The organism is Aestuariivita boseongensis, assembly GCF_001262635.1.
GTDB lineage: Bacteria > Pseudomonadota > Alphaproteobacteria > Rhodobacterales > Rhodobacteraceae > Aestuariivita > Aestuariivita boseongensis.
The window spans coordinates 1-21,942 of the sequence record NZ_JXYH01000057.1; the positions used below are offsets into that span (position 1 = coordinate 1).

General features: G+C 61.0%; 24 protein-coding genes and 1 tRNA gene. 8 read left to right on the top strand and 17 right to left on the bottom strand.

Features of this window, described 5'->3' with window-relative positions; all coding sequences use genetic code 11:
* On the bottom strand, positions 1–1,373 hold a 1,373-nt coding region (locus TR61_RS16920), incomplete at its 3' end, for a helicase HerA-like domain-containing protein (protein WP_050931707.1).
* Between the two features lie 472 nt (positions 1,374–1,845).
* On the opposite strand from TR61_RS16920, the gene TR61_RS16925 reads away from it, so the two are divergent.
* Positions 1,846–2,448, top strand: a complete 603-nt coding sequence (locus tag TR61_RS16925) for an invasion associated locus B family protein (protein ID WP_050931708.1) — start codon at positions 1,846–1,848, stop codon at positions 2,446–2,448.
* Between the two features lie 358 nt (positions 2,449–2,806).
* Here TR61_RS16925 and TR61_RS16930 read toward each other — a convergent pair whose 3' ends face one another.
* The 4 genes from TR61_RS16930 to TR61_RS16945 are packed head-to-tail and all read right to left on the bottom strand — an operon-like array spanning position 2,807 to position 7,084.
* Positions 2,807–4,015 (bottom strand): beta-ketoacyl-[acyl-carrier-protein] synthase family protein, encoded by a 1,209-nt coding sequence (locus tag TR61_RS16930; RefSeq protein ID WP_050931709.1) that lies wholly within the window; start codon positions 4,013–4,015, stop codon positions 2,807–2,809.
* Positions 4,016–4,040: 25 nt separating this feature from the next.
* Positions 4,041–4,301 carry an acyl carrier protein gene (locus TR61_RS16935; RefSeq protein WP_050931710.1) on the bottom strand — a complete coding sequence of 87 codons (261 nt, stop codon included), beginning with the start codon at positions 4,299–4,301 and terminating at the stop codon, positions 4,041–4,043.
* A 33-nt stretch (positions 4,302–4,334) separates the two neighbouring features.
* Entirely contained in the window at positions 4,335–5,429 is a 1,095-nt protein-coding gene (gene lpxD, locus TR61_RS16940) for a UDP-3-O-(3-hydroxymyristoyl)glucosamine N-acyltransferase (protein ID WP_050931711.1), read from the bottom strand.
* 38 nt (positions 5,430–5,467) lie between these two features.
* Positions 5,468–7,084, bottom strand: a complete 1,617-nt coding sequence (locus TR61_RS16945) for a L,D-transpeptidase family protein (RefSeq protein WP_050931712.1) — start codon at positions 7,082–7,084, stop codon at positions 5,468–5,470.
* A 319-nt stretch (positions 7,085–7,403) separates the two neighbouring features.
* On the opposite strand from TR61_RS16945, the gene mepK reads away from it, so the two are divergent.
* On the top strand, positions 7,404–7,970 hold the full coding sequence (mepK, locus tag TR61_RS16950; RefSeq protein ID WP_050931713.1) for a peptidoglycan L,D-endopeptidase MepK: 567 nt from the start codon (positions 7,404–7,406) through the stop codon (positions 7,968–7,970).
* A gap of 157 nt (positions 7,971–8,127) precedes the next feature.
* Here the strand turns inward: mepK and TR61_RS16955 are convergent.
* The 11 genes from TR61_RS16955 to iscR form a co-directional block, all read right to left on the bottom strand.
* A tRNA-Arg gene (locus TR61_RS16955) sits at positions 8,128–8,204 on the bottom strand.
* 51 nt (positions 8,205–8,255) lie between these two features.
* Positions 8,256–9,476, bottom strand: coding sequence for a cysteine desulfurase (locus tag TR61_RS16960; RefSeq protein ID WP_050931714.1), 1,221 nt, complete (start codon positions 9,474–9,476; stop codon positions 8,256–8,258).
* On the bottom strand, positions 9,469–10,059 hold the full coding sequence (locus TR61_RS16965; protein WP_050931715.1) for a Yip1 family protein: 591 nt from the start codon (positions 10,057–10,059) through the stop codon (positions 9,469–9,471). Before TR61_RS16965 ends, TR61_RS16960 begins: the two co-directional genes overlap by 8 nt.
* Complete coding sequence (locus TR61_RS16970; RefSeq protein WP_050931716.1) at positions 10,056–10,541, bottom strand: hypothetical protein; 486 nt, start codon at positions 10,539–10,541, stop codon at positions 10,056–10,058. Before TR61_RS16970 ends, TR61_RS16965 begins: the two co-directional genes overlap by 4 nt.
* Positions 10,542–10,552: 11 nt before the next feature.
* Positions 10,553–11,839: a Fe-S cluster assembly protein SufD gene (sufD, locus tag TR61_RS16975; protein WP_050931717.1), complete on the bottom strand. Its 1,287-nt coding sequence runs from the start codon at positions 11,837–11,839 to the stop codon at positions 10,553–10,555.
* A complete protein-coding gene (sufC, locus tag TR61_RS16980; protein WP_050931718.1) occupies positions 11,839–12,594 on the bottom strand; it encodes a Fe-S cluster assembly ATPase SufC in 756 nt (251 codons plus the stop codon). The genes sufD and sufC overlap by 1 nt, the downstream gene beginning before the upstream one ends.
* A 27-nt stretch (positions 12,595–12,621) precedes the next feature.
* Positions 12,622–12,933, bottom strand: a complete 312-nt coding sequence (locus TR61_RS16985) for a heavy metal-binding domain-containing protein (protein ID WP_050931719.1) — start codon at positions 12,931–12,933, stop codon at positions 12,622–12,624.
* A complete protein-coding gene (locus TR61_RS16990) occupies positions 12,930–13,205 on the bottom strand; it encodes a hypothetical protein (protein WP_050931720.1) in 276 nt (91 codons plus the stop codon). Before TR61_RS16990 ends, TR61_RS16985 begins: the two co-directional genes overlap by 4 nt.
* Before the next feature lie 39 nt (positions 13,206–13,244).
* Positions 13,245–14,765 carry a Fe-S cluster assembly protein SufB gene (gene sufB, locus TR61_RS16995; protein ID WP_050931730.1) on the bottom strand — a complete coding sequence of 507 codons (1,521 nt, stop codon included), beginning with the start codon at positions 14,763–14,765 and terminating at the stop codon, positions 13,245–13,247.
* A gap of 17 nt (positions 14,766–14,782) precedes the next feature.
* Positions 14,783–15,772: a cysteine desulfurase family protein gene (locus TR61_RS17000; RefSeq protein ID WP_245626916.1), complete on the bottom strand. Its 990-nt coding sequence runs from the start codon at positions 15,770–15,772 to the stop codon at positions 14,783–14,785.
* Positions 15,773–15,917: 145 nt separating this feature from the next.
* On the bottom strand, positions 15,918–16,379 hold the full coding sequence (gene iscR, locus TR61_RS17005) for a Fe-S cluster assembly transcriptional regulator IscR (RefSeq protein ID WP_050931722.1): 462 nt from the start codon (positions 16,377–16,379) through the stop codon (positions 15,918–15,920).
* A 203-nt stretch (positions 16,380–16,582) separates the two neighbouring features.
* On the opposite strand from iscR, the gene TR61_RS17010 reads away from it, so the two are divergent.
* From TR61_RS17010 to TR61_RS17020, 3 genes are all read left to right on the top strand, one after another.
* Positions 16,583–17,236: an alpha/beta hydrolase gene (locus TR61_RS17010; protein ID WP_050931723.1), complete on the top strand. Its 654-nt coding sequence runs from the start codon at positions 16,583–16,585 to the stop codon at positions 17,234–17,236.
* 13 nt (positions 17,237–17,249) lie between these two features.
* Complete coding sequence (locus tag TR61_RS17015; RefSeq protein WP_050931724.1) at positions 17,250–17,492, top strand: hypothetical protein; 243 nt, start codon at positions 17,250–17,252, stop codon at positions 17,490–17,492.
* A 129-nt stretch (positions 17,493–17,621) separates the two neighbouring features.
* The gene (locus TR61_RS17020; protein WP_050931725.1) at positions 17,622–18,836 is read left to right on the top strand and encodes an NADP-dependent isocitrate dehydrogenase; all 1,215 of its coding nucleotides are present in this window, start codon (positions 17,622–17,624) and stop codon (positions 18,834–18,836) included.
* 35 nt (positions 18,837–18,871) lie between these two features.
* On the opposite strand, the gene TR61_RS17025 is transcribed toward TR61_RS17020, so the two are convergent.
* Positions 18,872–19,099: a DUF6356 family protein gene (locus TR61_RS17025; protein ID WP_050931726.1), complete on the bottom strand. Its 228-nt coding sequence runs from the start codon at positions 19,097–19,099 to the stop codon at positions 18,872–18,874.
* Between the two features lie 114 nt (positions 19,100–19,213).
* Here TR61_RS17025 and TR61_RS17030 point away from each other — a divergent pair, with 114 nt between their 5' ends.
* The 3 genes from TR61_RS17030 to typA all read left to right on the top strand — a co-directional run bounded on the left by TR61_RS17030 (position 19,214) and on the right by typA (position 21,915).
* On the top strand, positions 19,214–19,672 hold the full coding sequence (locus TR61_RS17030) for an Lrp/AsnC family transcriptional regulator (RefSeq protein ID WP_050931727.1): 459 nt from the start codon (positions 19,214–19,216) through the stop codon (positions 19,670–19,672).
* 16 nt (positions 19,673–19,688) lie between these two features.
* Complete coding sequence (locus TR61_RS17035; RefSeq protein WP_050931728.1) at positions 19,689–20,024, top strand: DMT family transporter; 336 nt, start codon at positions 19,689–19,691, stop codon at positions 20,022–20,024.
* A 73-nt stretch (positions 20,025–20,097) separates the two neighbouring features.
* Positions 20,098–21,915 carry a translational GTPase TypA gene (gene typA / locus TR61_RS17040; protein ID WP_050931729.1) on the top strand — a complete coding sequence of 606 codons (1,818 nt, stop codon included), beginning with the start codon at positions 20,098–20,100 and terminating at the stop codon, positions 21,913–21,915.
* The last annotated feature ends 27 nt before the right edge of the window (positions 21,916–21,942 follow it).

Genomic DNA, 21,942 nt, shown 5'->3' on the forward strand with positions numbered 1-21,942 from the left:
GCGTTGAACTCGCGGAAGGCGGGTTCCAGCTCTTCGGCCTTCTCCTCGGCTTCCTCGGCCTCTTTCGCCGCGGCCTCGGCGCGCTGCGCCAGGATCTCATAGGCTGATTTGCGATCCACGGTGGCGTCGTATTTGCCCGCAAGATCGGATTGGGCGAGGATGTCTTTCCGCTCGGCCACAGTGATGGGGCCCAGTTGCGAGGATGGCGGGCGGATCAACGTGCGCTCCACGATCCCCGGCACGCCTTTTTTCTGCAGCATGGAGGTCACGGCCTCGCCAACACCAACCTCGCGGATGGCGTCCTCGGTCGAAAAGCGGGGGTTTGCGCGATATGTCTCCGCCGCAAGGCGCAGGTTCTTGCGGTCCTTCGCGGTGAAGGCGCGCAGGGCGTGCTGGATGCGGTTGCCCAGCTGGCCCAGAATGTCCTCGGGCACGTCCGCGGGGTTCTGGGTGATGAAATAGACGCCCACGCCCTTGGACCGGATCAGGCGCGCCACCTGTTCGACCTTGTCGACCAGCGCCTTGGGCGCGTCGTCAAACAGAAGATGCGCCTCGTCAAAGAAGAAAACCAGCTTGGGTTTGTCGGGATCACCCACCTCGGGCAGTTCTTCAAAAAGCTCTGACAGAAGCCACAGCAGGAAAGTCGCATAAAGCCCCGGTGCCGCCATCAGCTTGTCAGCAGCCAGAATATTGACCGCGCCGCGCCCGTCCGGGGCGGTGCGCATCAGATCGGCCAGCTCCAAAGCCGGTTCGCCAAAAAGCCCCGCACCACCCTGGTTTTCCAGCACCAGCAGCCGGCGCTGGATGGCCCCGATCGAGGCGACCGAGATATTGCCATAGCGCAACGACAGCTTGTCACGGTTTTCTCCGGCCCAGACCAGAAGCGATTGCAGGTCTTTCAGATCCAGAAGCGGTAGCCCTTCTTCATCGGCCACGCGGAAGGCGATGTTGAGAATACCTTCCTGCGCCTCGGACAGTTCCAGCAGGCGCGCCAGCAGAAGCGGCCCCATCTCGGACACTGTCGTGCGCACCGGATGGCCCTGTTCGCCGAAGAGGTCCCAGAAGGTCACCGGAAAGGCGCTGTAGGCGAAATCGTCAAAGCCGATGGTGGCCGCGCGTTTCATGAAGGGGTCGTGCAGTTTGTGATCGGGACTGCCCGATTTCGCCAGACCTGACAGATCGCCCTTCACATCCGACAGCACCACCGGCACGCCCTGGGATGAAAACCCTTCGGCCAGGATCTGCAGAGTGACGGTCTTGCCCGTGCCCGTGGCCCCTGCGATCAGCCCGTGGCGGTTGGCATATTGCAGCGCAAGCCCCTGTTTTTCCCCGTAATCCGGCCCGCCGCCCCCAATGAAAATCGCGTCTTCCACCCGATCTGTCCTTTTTTTGTCCTGTCGTCCGGTCTGAACATACAGTCTTAACCATTTGCTGCCAGAGTGATTGTGATCCTCTTCGCCCTGCGAATGGGGATCGACTTCCTCCCTGTCAGACTGGCCGCACCTTCGGGTGCGGCTTTTTTTTGTGTTCATGCATATCAATTTCGATCGTTAACGCGTGAATATTCATAGTAAAAAAGGCGTTATGACACAAAATTCCCCGGATTGGCTGTTGACCGATTGAAAAGCCTTTCGTAACGTCGCCTCAATAACTAAGTCGGCCAGTCCGACGGGGAGAACAAATACGAAAAAGAGGATCGGTTCCGGTCCTCTTTTTTGTTGGCGGATCGCCCGGCGGTTCTTTGCCGTACAATCGCAGCGCTGTGATCAAAATCCGACCTGACACTCTGCGATACACATGATAGAGCACGCGAAAGAAAAACCACGTTCAATGAATGAGAGCCGTATGTTCAAGCATCTGATCCCTTTCTCTGCCGCTGCCCTTCTGGCGCTGGCGACCCCTGTCGCCGCGCAGAACACGGAAGAGACGAACGAAGAGCCGACGACCCCGTCCCAGCTGGATCTGGGTCAGGAAGTCACCGACGGCCCTCAATTGGGGGAACGTTATGCCGCCGAGGAATTCGGCGACTGGACTCTCGCCTGCATCAAGACCAATGCCGAAAAAGATCCCTGTTCGATCCTGCAGATCCTGACCGATGCGCAGGGCAATCCCACCGCCGAAGTGTCGATCTTCCGGCTGGAAGGCGCGGGCCAGGCCATTGCGGGCGGCACGATCGTGGTGCCGCTTGAGACCCTGCTGACCGCGCAGATCACGCTGTCTGTCGATGGCGGGGGCTCGAAGCGGTACAATTATTCGTTCTGCAACCCGCTGGGCTGTGTGGCGCAGGTTGGCTTTACCGAAGATGACGTGACCGCGTTCAAACGTGGCAGCACCGCGACGCTGACCATCGTTCCGGCACCGGCACCGGATCAGAAGGTGGAACTGAACATGTCGCTCTCCGGCTTCACGGCAGCTTTTGACGCAGCGGATGTCGTATCGGCCAACTGACGCGTCCTGAAAGCCAGGCACAGACCGCCCGCGCAGCCGCTGCGCGGGCGGTTTTCTTATATGCGAAGGGAATACGCCACGCCGAAGGCCCCGCACGGACAGCACTGTCCGGCAGGGGGTCGTCGTATGTATTGGGAAGTCACAGCGTCAGGGGGCAGGCCCGCCTGGAATTATGATGGATCTGCCGAGCCGGGTTGTTAATCCGGTCCGGGCAGGATTTCCGCAGAAGACTGTTCCATCTTCCTGATCGCACCACCGGGTGCCAAACCGGCGGCCATGCAGCTACACGGGCAAGGGTATAGCATTCGGGGATTTACGAGATGTTAGGCAAGCGTTCGGAGGGTCGCTGACCCGCGCGTCAGACCTTCCGCAACGCCAGAACCGCGTTCATCCCGCCAAAGGCAAAGGCATTGGACAGCGCCACATTCACCTTCGCTTCGCGCGCCTCGTTCGGGACGACATCCAGCGCGCATTCCGGATCAGGTTCTTCATAGCCGATGGTCGGCGCGATCACCCCGTCGCGCAGCGCCATGATGCAGGCCAGCAGTTCCACCGCACCGGTGCCGCCGATCAGATGGCCATGCATGGATTTGGTGGACGAGATCATCAGATTGTCCGCATGCGGCCCGAACACATCGGCCACCGCCGCGCATTCGGTCTTATCATTTGCCGCCGTGCCGGTGCCGTGGGCGTTGATATAGCCCACCTCGTCCCGGTTCACACCGGCATCCGCCAAAGCGCCCGCCATCGCCCGCGCCGCGCCCTGTTTCGACGGCATGACGATATCGGCCGCGTCCGAGGTCATGGCAAAGCCCGCCACCTCGGCCAGAATATCGGCCCCGCGCGCCTTGGCGTGCTCATATTCCTCGAAGACGAAGATGCCCGCGCCCTCGCCCTGCACCATCCCGTTGCGATTGGCGCTGAAGGGGCGGCAGGCGTCCTTGGACATCACCCGCAGCCCTTCCCAGGCTTTCACCCCGCCGAAACACAGCATGGATTCCGACCCGCCGGTGATCATCACCGGGCTCATGCCGTATCGCACCATCTGGAAGGCCTGCGCCATGGCGTGGTTTGACGAGGCGCAAGCGGTGGCCACCGTAAAGGATGGCCCCTTCAGGTTCCATTCCATCGACACATGGCTGGCCGCCGCGTTGTTCATCAGCTTCGGCACAACGAAGGGGTGAACACGGTTCTTCCCCTCTTCATAGACCAGGCGGTAATTGTCGTCCCAGGTGCTGACCCCGCCCCCGGCGGTGCCCAGCACCACGCCCGAGCGTGCGGCAAGCTCCCCGCTGAATTCCAGGCCCGACTGGCCGATGGCTTCGCGCGCGGCGGTCAGGGTGAACTGGGTGAACCGGTCATACAGCGCCATTTGCTGGCGGTTGAAGCGGCCTTCGGCCTCGAACCCGCGCACCTGACCGCCGATCTTGATCGCAAGCCGGTCTACATCGCGGAAATCCAGCTCTCCGATCCCGCAGCGGCCTTCGCGCATCGCCTCCAGCGTCTCGGCCACGGAATGGCCAAGGGCGTTGATCGTCCCTGCCCCGGTGATCACCACGCGCTTCATGGGATCTGCACCTGCGTCACGGCCATCACGCGGTTTTTTCGGCCATCAGCTTTTCGATGCCCTCCACAATGGCCGCAACATTCGAGATGTCGAAATCGCTGGCCTGCGGTTCATTGGCATTGAACGGGATCGAGATGTCGAATTCCTCTTCGATCGCGAAGATGCTTTCGACCAGACCCAGGCTGTCGATGCCCAGATCTTCCAGGGTGCTTTCCATCGTCACGTCGGATGGCTCCAGCACGGCCTGTTCCGCAATGATCTCGATCACTTTGTCCTTGATGCTCATGCCCCGTCACCCTTGGAGGAATATGGGCGTCATTTAGTCATTCGAACCGGATTTGAAAACCGCCTTTTGAAGCGCCGCGACGTCGCGCAGCAGGCGCGGCAGGCGGCGCGTGGCCTTGTAGATCTCGACATGGCTTTCCATCTTGACCGCCGGATAGCCCAGAACCGCCCGGCCCGAGGGCACGTTGGACAGCACGACCGACCCGCCGCCGGTGATCACATTGTCGCCGATGAAGATATTGTCGCTGACCCCGCTTTGGCCGCCCAGCACCACATTGTTGCCAATCGTTGTGGAGCCGGCGATGCCCGCCTGCGCGCAGACCAGGCAATCACGCCCGATGATCACGTTGTGGCCCACCTGAACCAGGTTGTCGAACTTGGTGCCGTCGCCCACCTGCGTGTCGCGGATCGTGCCGTTGTCGATGGTGGAATTGGCGCCCAGTTCCACATCATCCCCGATGCGCACCGATCCCACGGAATGAATACGGACATAGCTTTGCGCCGTGCCGCCGCTTTGGTCGCCCAGGGTCTGGCGCACCGCCTCGACCTGCGAGGGTTCCGGCGTGACGAAGGAAAACCCGTCGCCGCCGATCCGCGCGCCGGGCTGAGCGATGAACCTGTCGCCGAGCCGCACCCGCGCGCCGACCGATACCTGTTCGCGCAGAAGCCCTCCGGCCCCGATGCGCACATCCGCACCGACAAAGCACAAAGGTCCGATGACCGTGCCCTCGCCCACAACGGCGCGCGGCCCGATCACGGCGTTGGGGCCGACCGACACGCCCTCGCCCAGCTGGGCCGTCGGGTCGATCACCGCAGAGGGATGGATGCCCTCGGCAAAGCCCTGCCCCAGATCCATCATCCGCGTCATCCCCGCCATGGCATAACGCGGCCTGCGCGGCAGGATCGCGGCCTTCAGACCCAGTGCCTGCCAATCGGTGCCGGGCGCCAGGACAGCAGCCTGCGCCCCACCTTGCGACAGGGCCTCCAGATATTTAGGGGCCATCGCCATGGCCAGCTGATCGGGCCTTGCATCGCCGGGTTCAGCCAGGGACGCAATCACAAGGGATGTGTCGCCAAATGCATCGGCGCCAATGGCCTCGGCGATCTGGGCAACGGTGAAGGATGGCATGTCGGGCCTCGGACGAAAGGATGGTCAGAGGCCCGGTTTTATCCCTGAACGCCGCGCAGGACCACCCCTGCATCGCTCAGCGCCTGCCAGATTTTCGCATCCCGCTCATAGACATCGCGGCGGTATTCGATCTGGCCCTTCTCGTCGGTTTGCGCGGTGCGATAGATCAGGTGCACCGGCACCGGCTGTTCAAGGTTCACCTTGGTTTCGGCCCCCGTGCGCAGCACGCTTTGGAAATAGGCCTTGGGATCATCTTCCTGCCTGGCCAGCAGCGCATAGGCAAAGTCGAACGGATCGGCCAGACGGATGCAGCCATGGCTGTAGGCGCGGCTTTCACGCGCAAACAGGTGCTTTTGCGGCGTGTCGTGCAGGTAGATGTTGTACTTGTTGGGGAACATGAACTTCACCAGACCCAGCGCATTGGAATTGCCCGGCGGCTGGCGCATGTCAAAGGGGAAGTTGCGCGTGGAATAGCGCGAGAAATCCACCGCGCCGCGATCAATCCTTTGCCCGCGCGCATCGGTGATCACCAGATGACGCACGGCATTGGGGTTTGCCTTGAGTTTGGGCAGATATTCCTTGGTCGCGATCGAGCGCGGGACGAACCAGCTGGGATTGACGACCATATGCTCCATCACGTCTGAAAATTCCGGGCTGCGGCGGTCCGAGACATTCTTGCCGATGACCGACCGGGTGCGAAAGGTCTCGTGCCCGTCATCAATGATGCGGGCGTGGAAATCGGCGAGGTTGACCAGAATATGCCGCTCGCCCCGGTCGCGGTTCAGCCAGCGCTCGCGTTCCAGCGCCACGGTGACCGCGCGCAGACGCGCCTGCGGATCGACATTGATTTCGGCCAGGGTACCTTCGCCGGCCACGCCATCCTCTTCCAGCCCGTGGCGGGCCTGGAACAGCTGGACGGCTTTCTGCATGTCCTTGTCATAGACGCTTTTGACGTTGCGCTGCATGTATCCCATGGCGATCAGACGATCGCGCAGGGCGACGACCTCGGGGCCCTGATCGCCCGGCTCAAGCGCCTTGGCACGCACCTTGGGGCCCCAGCCGCCATTGGCGATCAGCTGCTCCAGCATCAGTTTGTGTTTCAGCAGCGCGCGGTATTCGGTTGTTGCGGGCACCAGCGTGGCCATGAAGGCATCGGGGTCGTCCGCCCGCGCGAGGCTGGCCAGGTATGACGAGCGGTCGCGGTAGGGGATCTCGCGCACGATGCCCGGATCGATCCGCGAGGGGATCACCGCGCCGGTCTGGATATCGCGGGCATATTGCAGGAAGGCCTGCGTCAGTTCGACTTCCAGAAAGCCCAGATCGCGGGTCGAGCGCGCCGCGCGCATCTTTTGCATCAGCCCGTCGCGGTCATAGCGCGCCGTGGGCAGGCCGTGGGTCTCTGCCGCCTCAAGCGCGCGCATCAGCGCTTTGCGCCGGGCCAGATCGTCTGCATCGCCACCTGTCCAGATCGGATCGAAGCCCGAGCCGCGATAGAACGCCGCCACATCCGCATCGCGCGCTGCGGCTTCCGCCACCGCCTGTTTGAACGCGGTGACCTGCGCAAAGGCAGGCGTGGGCGCGAAGGCCGGCGCTGCCAGCGCAAGCGCGGCTGTCAGGGCAAAAACACGGGACCGTTTAAACAAAGTGGCAATCATTTTGAGTCTTTCTAAGGGCGAATATTCAGCTTGGAAGAAGTTTGGGCGAAGGAATGATGACTGGTCAATTCACATTTGGAACAGGGCAAGCGCCTTGGGTTCGGGTGATGCAGCGCTGCATCGCGTTGCCCGGATTTGTGCAACTGCCCCCTTTTTGCGCGAAATTTCGCCTAAAAATATCGTTACAGAACCGAAACAAAACTGACAGCTTGGCGAAAAGTTCCGCCTATGCCATAAAACCGCATCATCTGGGGATGGCAACTAAGGCGTTCGTAACATCGGACGCAGGCAGGATACAGCGTACGGGAAACGCGGAACTATGATTGAGACATCGGGCGGCATCAGCCGACGCAGCCTTCTGGGCGCGTTTGCGGCTACAGCAATCACAGCAGCACCAACCTTTGCCAACGCGGCAGGTTTCCTGCGCGGGGGCGGCGATATCCGCCGGATCCGGATGTACTCCGGCCGCACGGGCGAGCGGTTGGACATGGTCTATTGGATCGACGGCGAATACATCAAGGACGCGCTGAAAGAGGTGAACCACTTCATGCGCGACTGGCGCACGGGCGATGTTCTTAACATCGACACACGCACCATCGACATCATGGCCGCCGCGCATAACCTGATGGACGTGAACGAACCCTATATGCTGCTGTCGGGCTATCGCAGTCCGAAGACCAACCAGATGCTGCGCAGCCGGTCCCGGGGTGTCGCGCGCAACTCTCTCCACCTCAAGGGTCAGGCCGCCGATCTGCGCCTGTCGTCGCGCAGCGTGAACCAGATGGCCCGCGCCGCGATGGCCTGCAACGCAGGCGGTGTCGGCAAGTATTCCCGCTCGAACTTTGTTCATATGGATTGCGGGCAAGTCCGCAGCTGGGGCGGTTAACCCCAAAAAGACGATCCCTCGTGAAAGATGTCTGGGCCCCTTAATGGGGCTCTTTTTTTGACTTTTCACATGGTTGGACGGCCTCGGGCGCACGCGCATCATCCGGCGCGCGCGTAAAAAGAGGGAACGGCTCAGATGTGATCGCAGTTATGGAAAATGGCGGACCCAAGAGGATTCGAACCTCTGGCCTCTGCCTTCGGAGGGCAGCGCTCTATCCAGCTGAGCTATGGGTCCTGCTGGCAGGCGGTATAGCCGCGACCGCCCTACCCCGCAATCGCAAAATGATCAGGCGAAAAGCTCATGCGCCAGTTCAAGGGCTTCGACCAGCACGTCCACCTCGTCGGTGGTGTTGTACATTCCGAAAGACGCGCGGCAGGTGGCCGTCAGGCCAAGGTGATCCATCAGCGGGCCCACGCAATGCTGACCCGCGCGTACCGCCACGCCCTTCTTATCGAGGATGGTCGAGATGTCATGGGCATGCGCCGCGCCATCCAGCGTGAAGGAAAAGATGGCGCCCTTGTTGTCCGATGTGCCCTGCACCTGCAGCCAGTTCAGACCACCCAGCCGATCGACGGTATAATCGCGCAGGGTCTTTTCATGGGCGGCGATGTTTTCCATGCCGATGCCCATCATGTAATCAAGCGCGACGCCCAGGCCGATGGTCTGCACGATGCCGGGGGTACCGGCCTCGAATTTCATGGGCGGATCGTTGTAGATCACGGTGTCCTTGTGGACTTCCTTGATCATGTCGCCGCCGCCGATGAAGGGGCGCATTTCCTCCATCCGCTCTTTCTTGATGAAGATCGCGCCCGAACCGGACGGCCCATACAGTTTGTGGCCCGTGATCGCATAGAAATCACAACCGATATCCGCCAGATCCACCGGCATGTGGACAGCCGCCTGGCTGCCATCGACAAGCACGGGTACGCCCTTGGCATGGGCGCCTTCGGTGATCGCTTTCACATCGACCACGGTGCCCAGCACGTTCGACATATGGGTCACCGCGACCAGTTTGGTTTTGGGGCCAATCGCGTCGATCACCTTTTGCGGATCCAGATCGCCGCGCGCGTCCACATCGACCCATTTCAGCACAACGCCCTGCCGTTCGCGCAGGAAATGCCAGGGCACGATATTGGCGTGGTGTTCCATCACCGACAGAACGATCTCGTCGCCCGCCTCAAGGCGCGGCATGGCCCAGCCATAGGCGACGGTATTGATGCCTTCGGTGGTGCCGGAATTCAGAACGATTTCATCCTCATCGGCCACGTTCAGGAACTTGGCGATCACACCACGCACGCTTTCGTATTTCTCGGTCGCGAGGTTGGACAGGTAATGCAGGCCCCGATGCACATTGGCATATTCCTGGGAATAGGCCTGCGTGATCGCGTCGATCACCACCTGCGGTTTCTGGGCCGAGGCACCATTGTCCAGATACACCAGCGGCTTGCCGTTCACCTCACGGCTCAGGATCGGGAAATCCGCCCGAATGGCGTTCACATCATACATATCCGCCTCCTACAGCGCCCACGCCGATCATCGACAACAGGATCGACAGCCCCACAACCATGCAGACAAAGGCGGCAATCAGCACACCCGCAGCCTTGCCAAGCGACCCGAAGCGATGCGCCTGATCGACGAAATGCACCAGGATCCACAGGCCCACGAATGCCGCCGCCAGCACCAGAAGCATCGACAGAACCGGGATCGTCAGCAGCAGCACCAAGGCAACCGCCTGCACCAGAACGCGCATGAACTGCAGCCAGGCGATGACGACCATCACGTCTTCCATACTGCCCTGTCCGCCAAAGGCGCGCCCGCCCCAGAAGATCGCAAGAATGGTCAGCACAAGCCCGCCGGCCACCATGAAGAAATAGGCCGCCGGGACGTCGAACAGCCCCGGAAAGGGCGAGGTTCCGGGCAAAAGCAGGTTGTTCAATCCCGCCAGAAGCGTGTTCAGCACGGCCATCAGGAACACGGCCGTCCAAAGCGTGCCGCGATCAAGCTTCAGTGCCATCAGCTGCCGCGCAGCTTCGGCCGGGTCCTGGATCGTCAGAACGACCAGATCCTTGAGAGAGGGGGTCAGGGTCATGCCGCACTTTCCCCGCTGGCGCGCAGGGTTGCAATCCAGAACCACAGGAAAACCGCGACCCAGATCAGCCCCACCAGTTGCAGCGCGGGCCCCTGCCCGATAAATCCGCCGATCAGCCCGTAAAGCAGCATCAGCGGCGTGCTGGCCAGAAGCGACCAAAACAGCGCCAGACGCGCACCATAGCTGGAGCTTTGACGTCCAATCAGCTTGCGGATCAGGTGGGTGGCCCAGGCGATGATGTAGAGCAGCAGCGGCAGGATAAAGACCGACCCCATCAGCGCGCCCGCCATCAGCATCGACAGGTCTTCGCCCTGCAAATGCGCCTGACGCGCCAGGCGGGGCAGCTGCGCGATAAAAGCAATCACGCAAAACCCCATGAGGAAGGCCAGGGCGCGATCTTCGCGTGCGCCCATGGCCATCAGCCTGCGCATGACACGGCCCGGCCCCCGGTAGGTGGCTGCGATATCGGAAGTGACGGGCATGCGAGGTCTTCTTAGCTCCGGCGGTGACGCACCAGCCATTCGGACAGACGCGAGACGATTTCTTCGGCCAGCGCTTCGTCCTCGATCTCTTCCACGGCTTCGGCCAGGAAGGCAAGGGTCAGCAGGTCGGTCGCATCGCTTTCCGGTACCCCGCGCGAGCGCAGGTAAAACAGCGCCTCTTCATCAATCGCGCCCGAGGTCGAGCCGTGTGAACAGGCCACGTCATCGGCATAGATCTCAAGCTCGGGCTTGGCGAGGAACTGGCTGTCATCATCCAGCAGAAGCGATTGGCTGATCTGATAGCCATCGGTTTTCTGCGCGCCTTCCTTCACAAGGATCTTGCCCTGGAACACGCCTGTGGCCCCGTTGCGCAGCACCTTCTTGAACACCTGGCGGCTTTCGCAATTCACCGCGTCATGGGTGACGAAGACCGTGTCGTCATGGTGGAAATCCCCGTCACCGACGCAGGCGCCCGCCACATGGGCCACCGCATCGTCGCCGGTCAGTTCGATAACCACTTCGTTGCGGGTCAGAACGCCATTGGCGGTCAGCGTGAAGGATTTGAACACCGATTCCGTACCAAGCCGCGCGAACATATGGGTCGCCGCACGACGTTCATGGTCGCGGCCCTGCGCGCGCACATGGTGCAGCGTGGCATTATCCGCCAAGTCAATTTCCATGCATTTGTTGAAGCGCGCCGCGGCAGGCCCGTTTTCCAGAACGGTGACCGAAGCGCCGCTGTCGACCTTGATCACATGGTGCAGGATCGCGTCCGAACCTTCATCGGAATGGATATAGATCAGGCTGATCGGCTTCGAGGGCGTCTGTTTGACGTGGACCAGAATGCCATCCGTCGCAAAAGCCGTGTTGAGCGCCGCCAGAGGGCGTTCCACCGGGTCCTGCCCCTTGGCTTCGAGCACACCATAGATGTCTTTAGCCCAATGGATGTCGCTTGCCGCGCTTGTGGCAAGGCGTTCGATCTCGATCCCGTCCAGGCTCAGATCATCCGAGGCCGCGGCATCAAAGACGCCATCGACGAAGACAATCTTCAGGCGGTCGATTTCGCCAAAAATCGGCTCTTCCTGCGCATCGAAGAGAGCGGCTTTCGGAGCGTCAGCATCAACCAGCGTGTCGGGTCGGGTATATTTCCAATACTCATCCCGACGCGAGGGCAAACCCATGGCGCGCACACGGGCCAGAGCATCCGCACGCGCAGCCGAAGACCAGCCGCCTTCCGGCAGGCTCAGCGCGCTGAGGCGCGCCTCGGTTGCGTCCTGTTTCAGTTGCGGCAGTGCCATCAGGCCACCTCCGCCAGGATGTCGGCATAACCGTTATGTTCGACTTCCAGCGCCAGTTCCGGACCGCCCGATTTCACGATGCGGCCATTGGCCATGATATGCACCACATCGGGTTTGATGTGATCCAGCAGTCGCTGATAGTGGGTGATCACCAAAAAACCGCGCCCTTCGTCGCGCAGCGCGTTCACGCCATCCGACACCAATTTCATCGCGTCCACGTCAAGGCCCGAGTCGGTCTCGTCCAGGATGCACATCTTGGGTTCCAGCATGGCCATCTGCAGGATTTCGTTGCGCTTTTTCTCACCGCCTGAAAAGCCCACATTGACGGGGCGTTTCAGCATGTCGGCGTCGATCTTCAGCGCCTTGGCGCGCTCGCGGATCAGCTTCAGGAAATCAGCCGCGCTGATTTCTTCCTCACCGCGTGCCTTGCGCTGAGCGTTCACGGCGGTGCGCAGGAAGGTCATGTTGCCCACGCCGGGGATCTCCACCGGGTATTGAAAGGCCAGAAAGAGACCGGCTGCCGCACGCTCTTCCGGCTCCAGCTCCAGCAGGTCTTCGCCATCCAGCGTGGCAGACCCGTCGGTGACTTCATATCCATCGCGGCCCGACAGAACATAAGACAGCGTGGACTTGCCCGAGCCGTTGGGGCCCATGATGGCATGTACCTTACCAGCCTCAACCGTCAGGTTGACGCCTTTCAGGATCTGCTTGTCTTCTTCTTCAAGTTTGACGTGCAAGTTATTGATTTCCAGCATGATATTCCCCTCTTCGCGCGCTCGCGCCTAGTCCAGAATGACAGCCGTGCCCGACGCACTGACCATCAGCATGTTGTTGATAACCTCGTAATCCAGATCGACGCCGACCACCGCTGTGGCCCCCAACGCTCTGGCCCGTTCTTCCATTTCATCCAGCGCGGTCGCCCGCGCCTTTGCCAGTTCCTGTTCATAAGCGCCCGACCGGCCGCCCAGAATATCGGTGATGCCTGCAAAGACATCGCGGATCACGTTGGCACCCAGAATCGCCTCACCCACGACGATGCCGCGATAGCCTGCGATCTTGCGCCCTTCGACCGATGGTGTGGTGGTGACAATCATGCCTCCTCCTCCACCGGACGGTATCCGTTGAACCACGCCACCAACCGCTGCGTGCCGGATGCAACCGCGACCGACATCATCAAAAGCGCAAACCACACCCAGAACGACGTCAGCGCCAGCGGATGCACCATCGACGCCCCGATAAAGCCCACGATCAACACGATGATGAACACAAGCCCGCCTTCGCGCATCCCGTCTTCGTCGGAGACGACGGGGCGCGTGATCTTGCGCCTTTTGGGCGCGTCATTGGTATCGGACACATGATCAAACATCGGTCTATCGCTTTGGAGCCGGAACCGGCGGGCGGATTGTCAGCCCACCGACCCTTCAAGAGAGATCGCAACAAGCTGCTGCGCTTCCATGGCAAACTCCATCGGCAGCGCCTGCAGCACGTCCTTGCAGAAACCGTTGACGACCAGCGCCACCGCCTCTTCCTCATCCATGCCGCGCGACCGGCAATAGAACAGCTGATCGTCATCCACTTTGGATGTGGTCGCCTCATGCTCCACGCGTGAGGAGTTATTCTTGACCTCGATATAAGGCACGGTGTGGGCACCGCATTTATCGCCAATCAGAAGCGAGTCACACTGCGTATAGTTACGCGAATTCTTGGCCTTGGGATGCATCGACACCAGACCGCGATAGGTGTTCTGCGCCTTGCCAGCGCTGATGCCTTTCGACACGATCCGCGACTTGGTGTTCTTGCCCAGATGGATCATCTTGGTGCCCGTATCGGCCTGCTGATAGTTGTTGGCAATCGCGATCGAGTAAAACTCACCCTGGCTGTCATCGCCGCGCAGGATGCAGGACGGGTATTTCCAGGTCACGGCAGAGCCGGTTTCCACCTGCGTCCACATCACCTTGGCCCGGTCGCCCCGGCAATCGGCGCGCTTGGTCACAAAGTTATAGATGCCGCCCTTGCCGTTCTCATCGCCCGGGTACCAGTTCTGAACGGTGGAATATTTCACCTCCGCGTCTTCCTCGACGATGATTTCCACAACGGCCGCGTGCAGCTGCGAGGTGTCGCGCTGCGGCGCTGTGCAGCCTTCCAGATACGACACATACGATCCCTTGTCGGCGATGATCAGCGTGCGTTCAAATTGGCCGGTGTTTTCAGCATTGATGCGGAAATAGGTGCTAAGCTCCATCGGGCAGCGCACGCCCGGCGGCACGTAAACGAACGACCCATCCGAAAAAACAGCCGAGTTTAGCGTGGCATAGAAGTTGTCCGACACAGGCACGACCGAGCCGAGATATTTCTTCACCAGCTCGGGATGTTCTTTGATCGCCTCGGAGATCGAGCAGAAGATGACGCCCGCTTTCTTCAGCTCCGCCTGGAAGGTCGTGCCCACCGACACAGAGTCAAACACCGCATCCACAGCCACCTTGCGGCCCTCGGCAGGCGCGTCTTCGGCCCCTTCGACGCCGGCAAGGATCATCTGTTCCTTCAGCGGAATGCCCAGCTTTTCATAGGTCGCCAACAGCTTGGGGTCGACCTCGTCCAGCGATTTGGGCTTCACTTCCATCGATTTCGGACGGGCATAGTAATACTGGTCCTGGAAGTCGATTTCCGGGTAATCGACCATTGCCCAGTCGGGCTCTTCCTTCTGGAGCCAGCGCTCATAGGCTTCCAGACGCCAGTTGGTCATCCACTCCGGCTCACCGTTCTTTTCCGAAATCAGGCGCACGATATCGGGGGTCAGGCCCTTGGGCGCGTACTCCATCTCGATCTCGGTTTCCCAGCCGTATTTGTACTTGCCGGCCTCGCGAACGGCGTCCACCGTTTCCTGATCGACGCCTTCTTTAACCTGGGTCTGGTCCAACGCTGCCATCGGGTTCTCCATCCTGATCACGCCGCGCGGGCGCGAAACTTCTCTTCTTTGCTCAGCCACGCCTCGGCGAAACGCAGCACCTCGTTCTCGGTCGTCTCGGGGCCCAGTGACACGCGCACGGCGCTTGCGGCCTGGCCTGCATCAAATCCCATTGCGCGCAACACCCGGCTTTCGCGGACCTTGCCGCTGGAACATGCCGATCCTGCGCTGATGGCAAATCCGGCAAGGTCCATCTGCATCACCTGGGTTTCGCCTTTCCACCCGTCGGTGATGAAGCACGAGGTATTGGGCAGGCGCTTCCGATCTTTCCCGACAAAAATAGTCTTCTTTGCGGATGCCTCAAGACTTATTTCTAGAATATTTCTAAGTTTCTCAACCCGGTCCCAGACACCATCAGCCAGATCTCGCGCTGCTGCTTCAATTGCGGCCCCGAACCCCGCGATTCCAATGATATTTTCGGTCCCCGACCGGCGGCCCATTTCCTGTCCGCCACCCAGGGACAACGCCGGGATATCCAGCCCGCGCTTGACGATCAGCGCGCCAACGCCCTTGGGACCGCCCAGTTTATGGGCCGAAAGCACGGCCAGATCGGCCCCGCTCCACGAAAAGGCGAAGGGGATTCGCCCCGCCGCCTGCGTGATATCCAGCATCAGAAGATCCGCAGTCAGATCCCCGATCCGCCAGCCCGCGTCATCGCGCAGCGGAGTATCCAGAATCACGCCGGTTTCGGAATTGCCCACGCCCATCGCATACACCGACGGCGCGCCCTCGCCCGGCTTGTGATGCGCCCATAGCGCGTCATGTGCCGTCGGCTCCACCGTAACATTTGAAAACCCGCTCAGAACGCTGGCCGCCTCGGTCGCGCCCGAGGTAAAGACCACCTCCGCCACCTGGCACCCCACGGCTTCGGCCACCTGGGCGCGGGCGGTCTGCACGATCCCCAGCGCCGCGCGCCCTTCGGCATGCACTGATGACGGATTGCCCACCACATCCATCGCAGCGATCATCGCAGCGCGCGCCTCGGCCCGCAGGGGCGCGGTGGCGTTATAATCCAGATAGACCCTCACGCGGGCGCCCCCTGCTTCTTCTTGCTCCAAATACGGTGGGGAGCGCGAGGGGCAACGCCCCTCGCAACATCAAGACCGCACCGCATCACTCTGAATCCACGACAGAAAACAACCCCGGCACTGCCGGGCACGGAGCCAGATCATTCTGCACGATATCCGAGAGCCGAGTCTGGTGCAGAAACACATAGACATGCGCGCTCAGGCTTTCCCAAAGCCGGTTTGTCAGTGATTGCGCCCGGCTGCCCGACAGCCCGCCGGACGCCCCCGCCCCCTTGTGCATCGCATCCACTGTTTCGTCGACGGCGGCCAAAACCTCCACCACGCGGATCTCGGACGGGGCGCGCGACAGGCGGTAGCCGCCACCGGGTCCACGCACAGACACAACCAGATCGGCCCGGCGCAACTTGACGAACAGCTGTTCCAGATAGGGAAGCGAGATCTGCTGACGCTCGGCGATATCACTGAGCGTAACCAGCTGATCGGAGGGCTGAAGGGCGATGTCGCACAGCGCCACCATCGCATACCGGCCTTTGGTTGAGAGTTTCACGCGCGATTGCTCCCTTTTGGTGACGCCCTGACAGCGCAGCCGCGCGAAAACATTGACGTTTCCGCCGTCTGCGCCTATGTCGCGAAGACCCGGCGCAGTGGCGCCAGGCCCGTATTTAGAACGGTTCTAAAATAGCATAGGGATTTTGTCAACAATCCCACGCAGAGCGGACCGACACCCGAACGACAAGAACAGGACCATATATGCCTGAGGTTATTTTTCCCGGCCCCGAAGGCCGGCTTGAAGGCCGCTACCACCCGCAGAAGGAAAAAGACGCGCCCATCGCCATCGTGCTGCATCCGCATCCGCAATTCGGCGGAACGATGAACAACAAGGTCGTCTACAACCTGCATTACGCCTTTTACAACATGGGCTTCACCGTGCTGCGGTTCAATTTCCGCGGCGTGGGGCGCAGCCAGGGCGAATATGACCAGGGCATTGGGGAGCTGTCGGATGCAGCCTCGGCCCTGGATTACCTGCAGTCGATGAACAACAACTCCAAGCATTGCTGGGTTGCGGGCTTTTCCTTTGGCGCGTGGATCGGCATGCAGCTTTTGATGCGCCGGCCCGAAATCACCGGGTTCATCAGCGTGTCGCCGCCGGCGAATATGTATGACTTCTCGTTCCTGGCGCCCTGCCCGTCTTCGGGCCTGATCATCAATGGCACCGCCGACCGTGTGGCCCCACCTGCCGATACGCGCAACCTTGTGCAGAAACTGCATGAGCAGAAAGGCATCACCATCACCCATCAGGAGATTGAAGGGGCCGATCACTTCTTCAAGGATCCGCATATGGACACGATGATCGGGAATGTCACCGAATATGTGAAGCGGCGGCTGACGGAAAACACCCGCTAGGCCGGAGGATCGCATGGGACTGGCGGAGGAGCTTGGGGATAAGCTGGCCATTGACGTTCTGAAGGTCGTCGAAAAGCTGGGCGACGATCAGCTGATCGCCGAGGTGGCCAAGGTTCTGGCCGCAAGCTCCACCCCCACGGAAGAGGCGTTCATGTCCGCGATCCGTGTCCGTCAGGCCGAAGCGCGCGCCCGCGCCTTCCTGCGTGAACATGTCAAGAAAGAGCTGGCCAAACAGGCCAAGAAGCCCGACGCCTGAATTTCCAGCGGGCGGGTCGCGCGTCAATTCGCCCTGCCCGGACTTCGGTATACATCTGCATACAATTCTTTCTGAGCGGCGCAGATTGCGCTACACCACCGGTAGTCACCCGGCACGGAAGGAGCCCCCATGAGCAAGATCAAGGTCGAGAACCCCATCGTCGAAATGGACGGGGACGAGATGACCCGCATCATGTGGGATTTCATCAAGAAAAAGCTGATCCTGCCTTATCTGGACATCGACCTGCTGTATTACGATCTGGGGATCGAGGAGCGGGACAGGACCGAAGATCAGGTCACCATTGATGCCGCTGAAAAGACAAAGGAAATCGGCGTTGCGGTGAAATGCGCCACGATCACGCCCGATGAAGCGCGCGTCGAGGAATTCGGCCTGAAAAAGATGTGGCGCAGCCCCAACGGCACGATCCGCAACATCCTCGGTGGCGTGATCTTCCGCCAGCCGATCATCTGCCGGAACGTGCCCCGCCTGGTGCCGGGATGGACCAAGCCGATCGTGGTGGGCCGCCATGCCTTTGGCGATCAGTACAAGGCGACCGATATGAAGTTTCCCGGCGCCGGCACTCTGACCATGAAGTTCACCGGCGAGGACGGGACCGAGATTGAACACGAGGTCTATAAGGCCGACGGACCGGGCGTCTTCATGTCCATGTATAACATCGACGCCTCGATCTATGACTTTGCGCGGGCGTCCCTCAACTATGGCCTGAACCTGGGCTGGCCGGTGTATCTGTCGACCAAGAACACGATCCTCAAACAATATGACGGGCGATTTCTTGAAATCTTCCAAGAGGTTTACGAGGCAGAGTTCAAGTTACAGTTCGAAGAGAAAAAGATCTGGTACGAACACCGCCTGATCGACGACATGGTGGCCTGCGCGATCAAGTGGAACGGCGGGTTTGTCTGGGCCTGCAAGAACTATGACGGCGATGTGCAGTCAGACGTGGTGGCGCAGGGGTTCGGGTCATTGGGCATGATGGCCTCGGTCCTGATGACGCCGGATGGGAAGATCGTGGAATCCGAGGCCGCCCATGGCACGGTCACACGCCATTACCGCCAGCATCAGAAGGGCGAGGCGACCTCGACCAACTCGATCGCGTCGATCTATGCCTGGACCGGCGGGTTGAAGCATCGGGCCAAGCTGGATGACAACGCGGCCCTGATGAATTTCGCCGAAACGCTGGAACGGGTGATCGTGGAAACGGTGGAAGCGGGCCACATGACCAAGGACCTGGCGCTTCTGGTGGGCCCGGATCAGGGTTGGCTGACCACGATGGGGTTCCTCGAAAAGATTGACGAGAACCTGAACGCCGCGCTGGCCGGGTAACGCATATCGACCGACGCGGCGCCGGCTGGGCCTGCTTATTCCGCCGGAGCCGCCGCAGGCACGCCACGATATTCGATCCGCGCGTACATCTTGCGGATCAGCCGGCTGGCGGTGGTCTTGCACAGCCCCGGGATCACCGCATGGATCAACGCGGCCAGACCGGCGGCAAAAAGAAGGCCCGCAAAGCTGGCCGCGAACCACATATGTTCGAAATAGCCCTCGTCGACCGAAGCCGGGTGATCAATGAACAGTTTTCTCAGCATCGCTCGCTCCTGATTTGAATTGATCCCATCTTAACGGCGGGTGCATGGGAGATTTTCACAAAGATGTGCTGAAATGGCCTTACATTGTGATTTTTTCCCACATATCCTTGCGAGATGGAGACGATTGACACACTTGACCGCAAGATCCTCACCGTTCTGCAACGCAGTGCCGACATGCCGCTTGAGGCCATCGGCGATCAGGTGGGGCTGTCGCGCAACGCGGTCTGGCGACGGATCAAGGCGCTGGAGGCTACCGGCATCATCCGTGCCCGGCGGGCCGAGCTGGACGCGGGCAAGCTGGGGCTGGGACTGATGGTTTTCATGCAGATCCGCACCCACAGCCATGATCCCGATTGGCAGGGCACATTCGCCAAAGCGACGCAAACGATACCGGGCATTCTGAACGTTTATCGCATGACCGGGGATCTGGATTACCTTATCCGCGCGCGGGTGGCGGATATGGCGGATTACGACCGGCTCTATCAGCAGCTGATCAAACGCGTTCCCCTCTCGGATGTGGCGGCGAGCTTTGTTATGGAGGAGATCAAGGACGATCCCGTCCTGCCCCTCTGACCCGGACGGAGCTGCCATGCCTGTGCATTACATTTACCTGATCGTCGCCGTGATGTTCGAAACCGTGGGCACCACCGCACTGCAGGCCAGTCAGCAGTTCACCCGCGCGGGGCCAACCGTGGCGGTGGTTCTGGCCTATATCTGCGCGTTCTTCTTTCTGGGGCTGGCGCTGAAATACATCCCCGTGGGCGTCGCCTATGCGATCTGGTCGGGGCTGGGGATCGTGCTGATCGCGGGGATCGGCTTTGTTGTCTTTGGCCAGCGGCTGGACCTGCCTGCGGTGCTGGGCCTTGCGATGATTATCGGCGGCATTCTGGTCATCCACCTGTTTTCAAAATCGGCCACGCATTAACGCTGAAAAGGGCTGGCCTTCTGCAGCGCGGCGCTGTATCGCCCCGGTCAACTCCCGCACAAAGGCTGACCTTATGGACCTGCGCAACATCGCAATCATCGCTCACGTGGACCACGGCAAGACAACGCTGGTGGACGAGCTTCTGAAACAATCCGGCGCGTTCCGGGAAAATCAGGCCGTGGCCGAACGGGCGATGGACAGCAACGATCTGGAACGGGAGCGCGGGATCACCATTCTTGCCAAGGCCACGTCGGTCGAATGGAAAGGCACGCGGATCAATATCGTAGATACACCCGGCCACGCCGATTTCGGTGGGGAGGTGGAGCGGATCCTGTCGATGGTGGACGGTGTGGTCCTTTTGGTGGATGCCGCCGAAGGGCCGATGCCGCAGACAAAATTCGTGACCTCCAAGGCGCTGGCGCTGGGGCTGCGGCCCATCGTGGTGCTGAACAAGGTCGACAAGCCCGATGCGGAACCGGACCGGGCGCTGGACGAATGTTTTGACCTGTTCGCCAATTTGGATGCCAATGAGGATCAGCTGGATTTCCCGCATCTTTATGCAAGCGGACGCAGCGGCTGGGCCGATGCCGAGCTGGACGGGCCGCGCAAGGACTTGCATGCGCTGTTCCAATTGATCGTGAACCACGTCCCTGCGCCCCGACAGATCAAACACGCGGATGAGGATTTCCGGATGCTGGCCACCACGCTGGGTTCAGACCCGTTTGTGGGCCGCATCCTGACGGGGCGCATCGAATCCGGCCGGGTGAAAGTGGGCCAGACTGTGCAGGCGCTGAGCCGCATTGGCCAGAAGATCGAACAGTTCCGCGTGACCCGCGTGCAGGCCTTCCGCGGGCTGGCGCAGCAGGATATCGACGAAGGGGTTGCGGGCGATATCGTGTCGCTGGCGGGGATGTCGAAGGCCACCGTGGCCGACACGATCTGCGCCCTGGCGGTGGATGAGCCACTGGATGCGCAACCCATCGACCCGCCGACCATCACCGTGACCTTTGGGATCAACGACTCGCCCCTGGCAGGCCGCGACGGCAAGAAGGTGCAATCGCGCGTGATCCGCGAGCGGCTGATGAAAGAAGCGGAATCAAACGTCGCCATCAAGGTGGCTGACACCCCCGGTGGCGAGGCGTTCGAGGTCTCGGGCCGTGGTGAACTCCAGATGGGCGTGTTGATCGAAAACATGCGCCGCGAGGGGTTCGAGCTGTCGATTTCGCGGCCCCAGGTGATCATGCGTGAGGTGGACGGCCAGCAGATGGAGCCCATCGAAGAGGCCACGATTGACGTCGATGACGATTACTCCGGCGCAGTGATCGAAAAGCTGACCGGGGCGCGCAAGGGCGAACTGGTGGAGATGAAACCGGCCGGCGCGGGCAAGACGCGGATCATCGCCCATGTGCCGTCACGCGGCCTGATCGGCTATCACGGCGAATTCCTGACCGACACGCGCGGAACCGGTGTGTTGAACCGCGTCTTTCATGGCTGGGCTCCACATAAAGGGCCGATCCCGGGGCGGCGCGCGGGTGTGCTGATCTCGATGGAGAACGGGGATGCGGTGGCTTATGCCCTGTGGAACCTGGAAGAACGCGGCCGGATGTTCGTGGGCCCGCAGGAGAAGGTCTATACCGGCATGATCATTGGCGAGCATAGCCGCGACAATGATCTGGAGGTGAACCCGCTGAAGGGCAAGAAGCTGACCAATGTGCGCGCGTCCGGGTCGGACGAGGCGGTGCGGCTGACGCCCCATGTGCAGTTTTCGCTGGAAGAGGCGATTGCCTATATCAACGATGACGAGTTGGTTGAGGTCACGCCCAACGCGATCCGGCTGCGCAAGCGGTATCTGGATCCGCATGAGCGCAAGCGGATGTCGAAAGCCGGCTGATGGACTTGGGGGGCCAGCCCCCCAAAC

Coding starts and splice junctions, on each gene's coding strand:
- TR61_RS16930 (WP_050931709.1), bottom strand. CDS start 4,015: ATGAAGCGCGTGGTGATCACCGGGGCAGGGACGATCAACGCCCTTGGC.
- TR61_RS17015 (WP_050931724.1), top strand. CDS start 17,250: ATGGGACTGGCGGAGGAGCTTGGGGATAAGCTGGCCATTGACGTTCTG.
- TR61_RS17025 (WP_050931726.1), bottom strand. CDS start 19,099: ATGCTGAGAAAACTGTTCATTGATCACCCGGCTTCGGTCGACGAGGGC.
- TR61_RS16960 (WP_050931714.1), bottom strand. CDS start 9,476: ATGTATGATGTGAACGCCATTCGGGCGGATTTCCCGATCCTGAGCCGT.
- TR61_RS16990 (WP_050931720.1), bottom strand. CDS start 13,205: ATGTTTGATCATGTGTCCGATACCAATGACGCGCCCAAAAGGCGCAAG.
- sufB (WP_050931730.1), bottom strand. CDS start 14,765: ATGGCAGCGTTGGACCAGACCCAGGTTAAAGAAGGCGTCGATCAGGAA.
- TR61_RS17010 (WP_050931723.1), top strand. CDS start 16,583: ATGCCTGAGGTTATTTTTCCCGGCCCCGAAGGCCGGCTTGAAGGCCGC.
- sufD (WP_050931717.1), bottom strand. CDS start 11,839: ATGGCACTGCCGCAACTGAAACAGGACGCAACCGAGGCGCGCCTCAGC.
- TR61_RS17000 (WP_245626916.1), bottom strand. CDS start 15,772: ATGATCGCTGCGATGGATGTGGTGGGCAATCCGTCATCAGTGCATGCC.
- mepK (WP_050931713.1), top strand. CDS start 7,404: ATGATTGAGACATCGGGCGGCATCAGCCGACGCAGCCTTCTGGGCGCG.
- TR61_RS17030 (WP_050931727.1), top strand. CDS start 19,214: ATGGAGACGATTGACACACTTGACCGCAAGATCCTCACCGTTCTGCAA.
- TR61_RS16965 (WP_050931715.1), bottom strand. CDS start 10,059: ATGACCCTGACCCCCTCTCTCAAGGATCTGGTCGTTCTGACGATCCAG.
- TR61_RS16935 (WP_050931710.1), bottom strand. CDS start 4,301: ATGAGCATCAAGGACAAAGTGATCGAGATCATTGCGGAACAGGCCGTG.
- TR61_RS16970 (WP_050931716.1), bottom strand. CDS start 10,541: ATGCCCGTCACTTCCGATATCGCAGCCACCTACCGGGGGCCGGGCCGT.
- typA (WP_050931729.1), top strand. CDS start 20,098: ATGGACCTGCGCAACATCGCAATCATCGCTCACGTGGACCACGGCAAG.
- TR61_RS16925 (WP_050931708.1), top strand. CDS start 1,846: ATGTTCAAGCATCTGATCCCTTTCTCTGCCGCTGCCCTTCTGGCGCTG.
- lpxD (WP_050931711.1), bottom strand. CDS start 5,429: ATGCCATCCTTCACCGTTGCCCAGATCGCCGAGGCCATTGGCGCCGAT.
- TR61_RS16945 (WP_050931712.1), bottom strand. CDS start 7,084: ATGATTGCCACTTTGTTTAAACGGTCCCGTGTTTTTGCCCTGACAGCC.
- TR61_RS17020 (WP_050931725.1), top strand. CDS start 17,622: ATGAGCAAGATCAAGGTCGAGAACCCCATCGTCGAAATGGACGGGGAC.
- sufC (WP_050931718.1), bottom strand. CDS start 12,594: ATGCTGGAAATCAATAACTTGCACGTCAAACTTGAAGAAGAAGACAAG.
- TR61_RS17035 (WP_050931728.1), top strand. CDS start 19,689: ATGCCTGTGCATTACATTTACCTGATCGTCGCCGTGATGTTCGAAACC.
- TR61_RS16985 (WP_050931719.1), bottom strand. CDS start 12,933: ATGATTGTCACCACCACACCATCGGTCGAAGGGCGCAAGATCGCAGGC.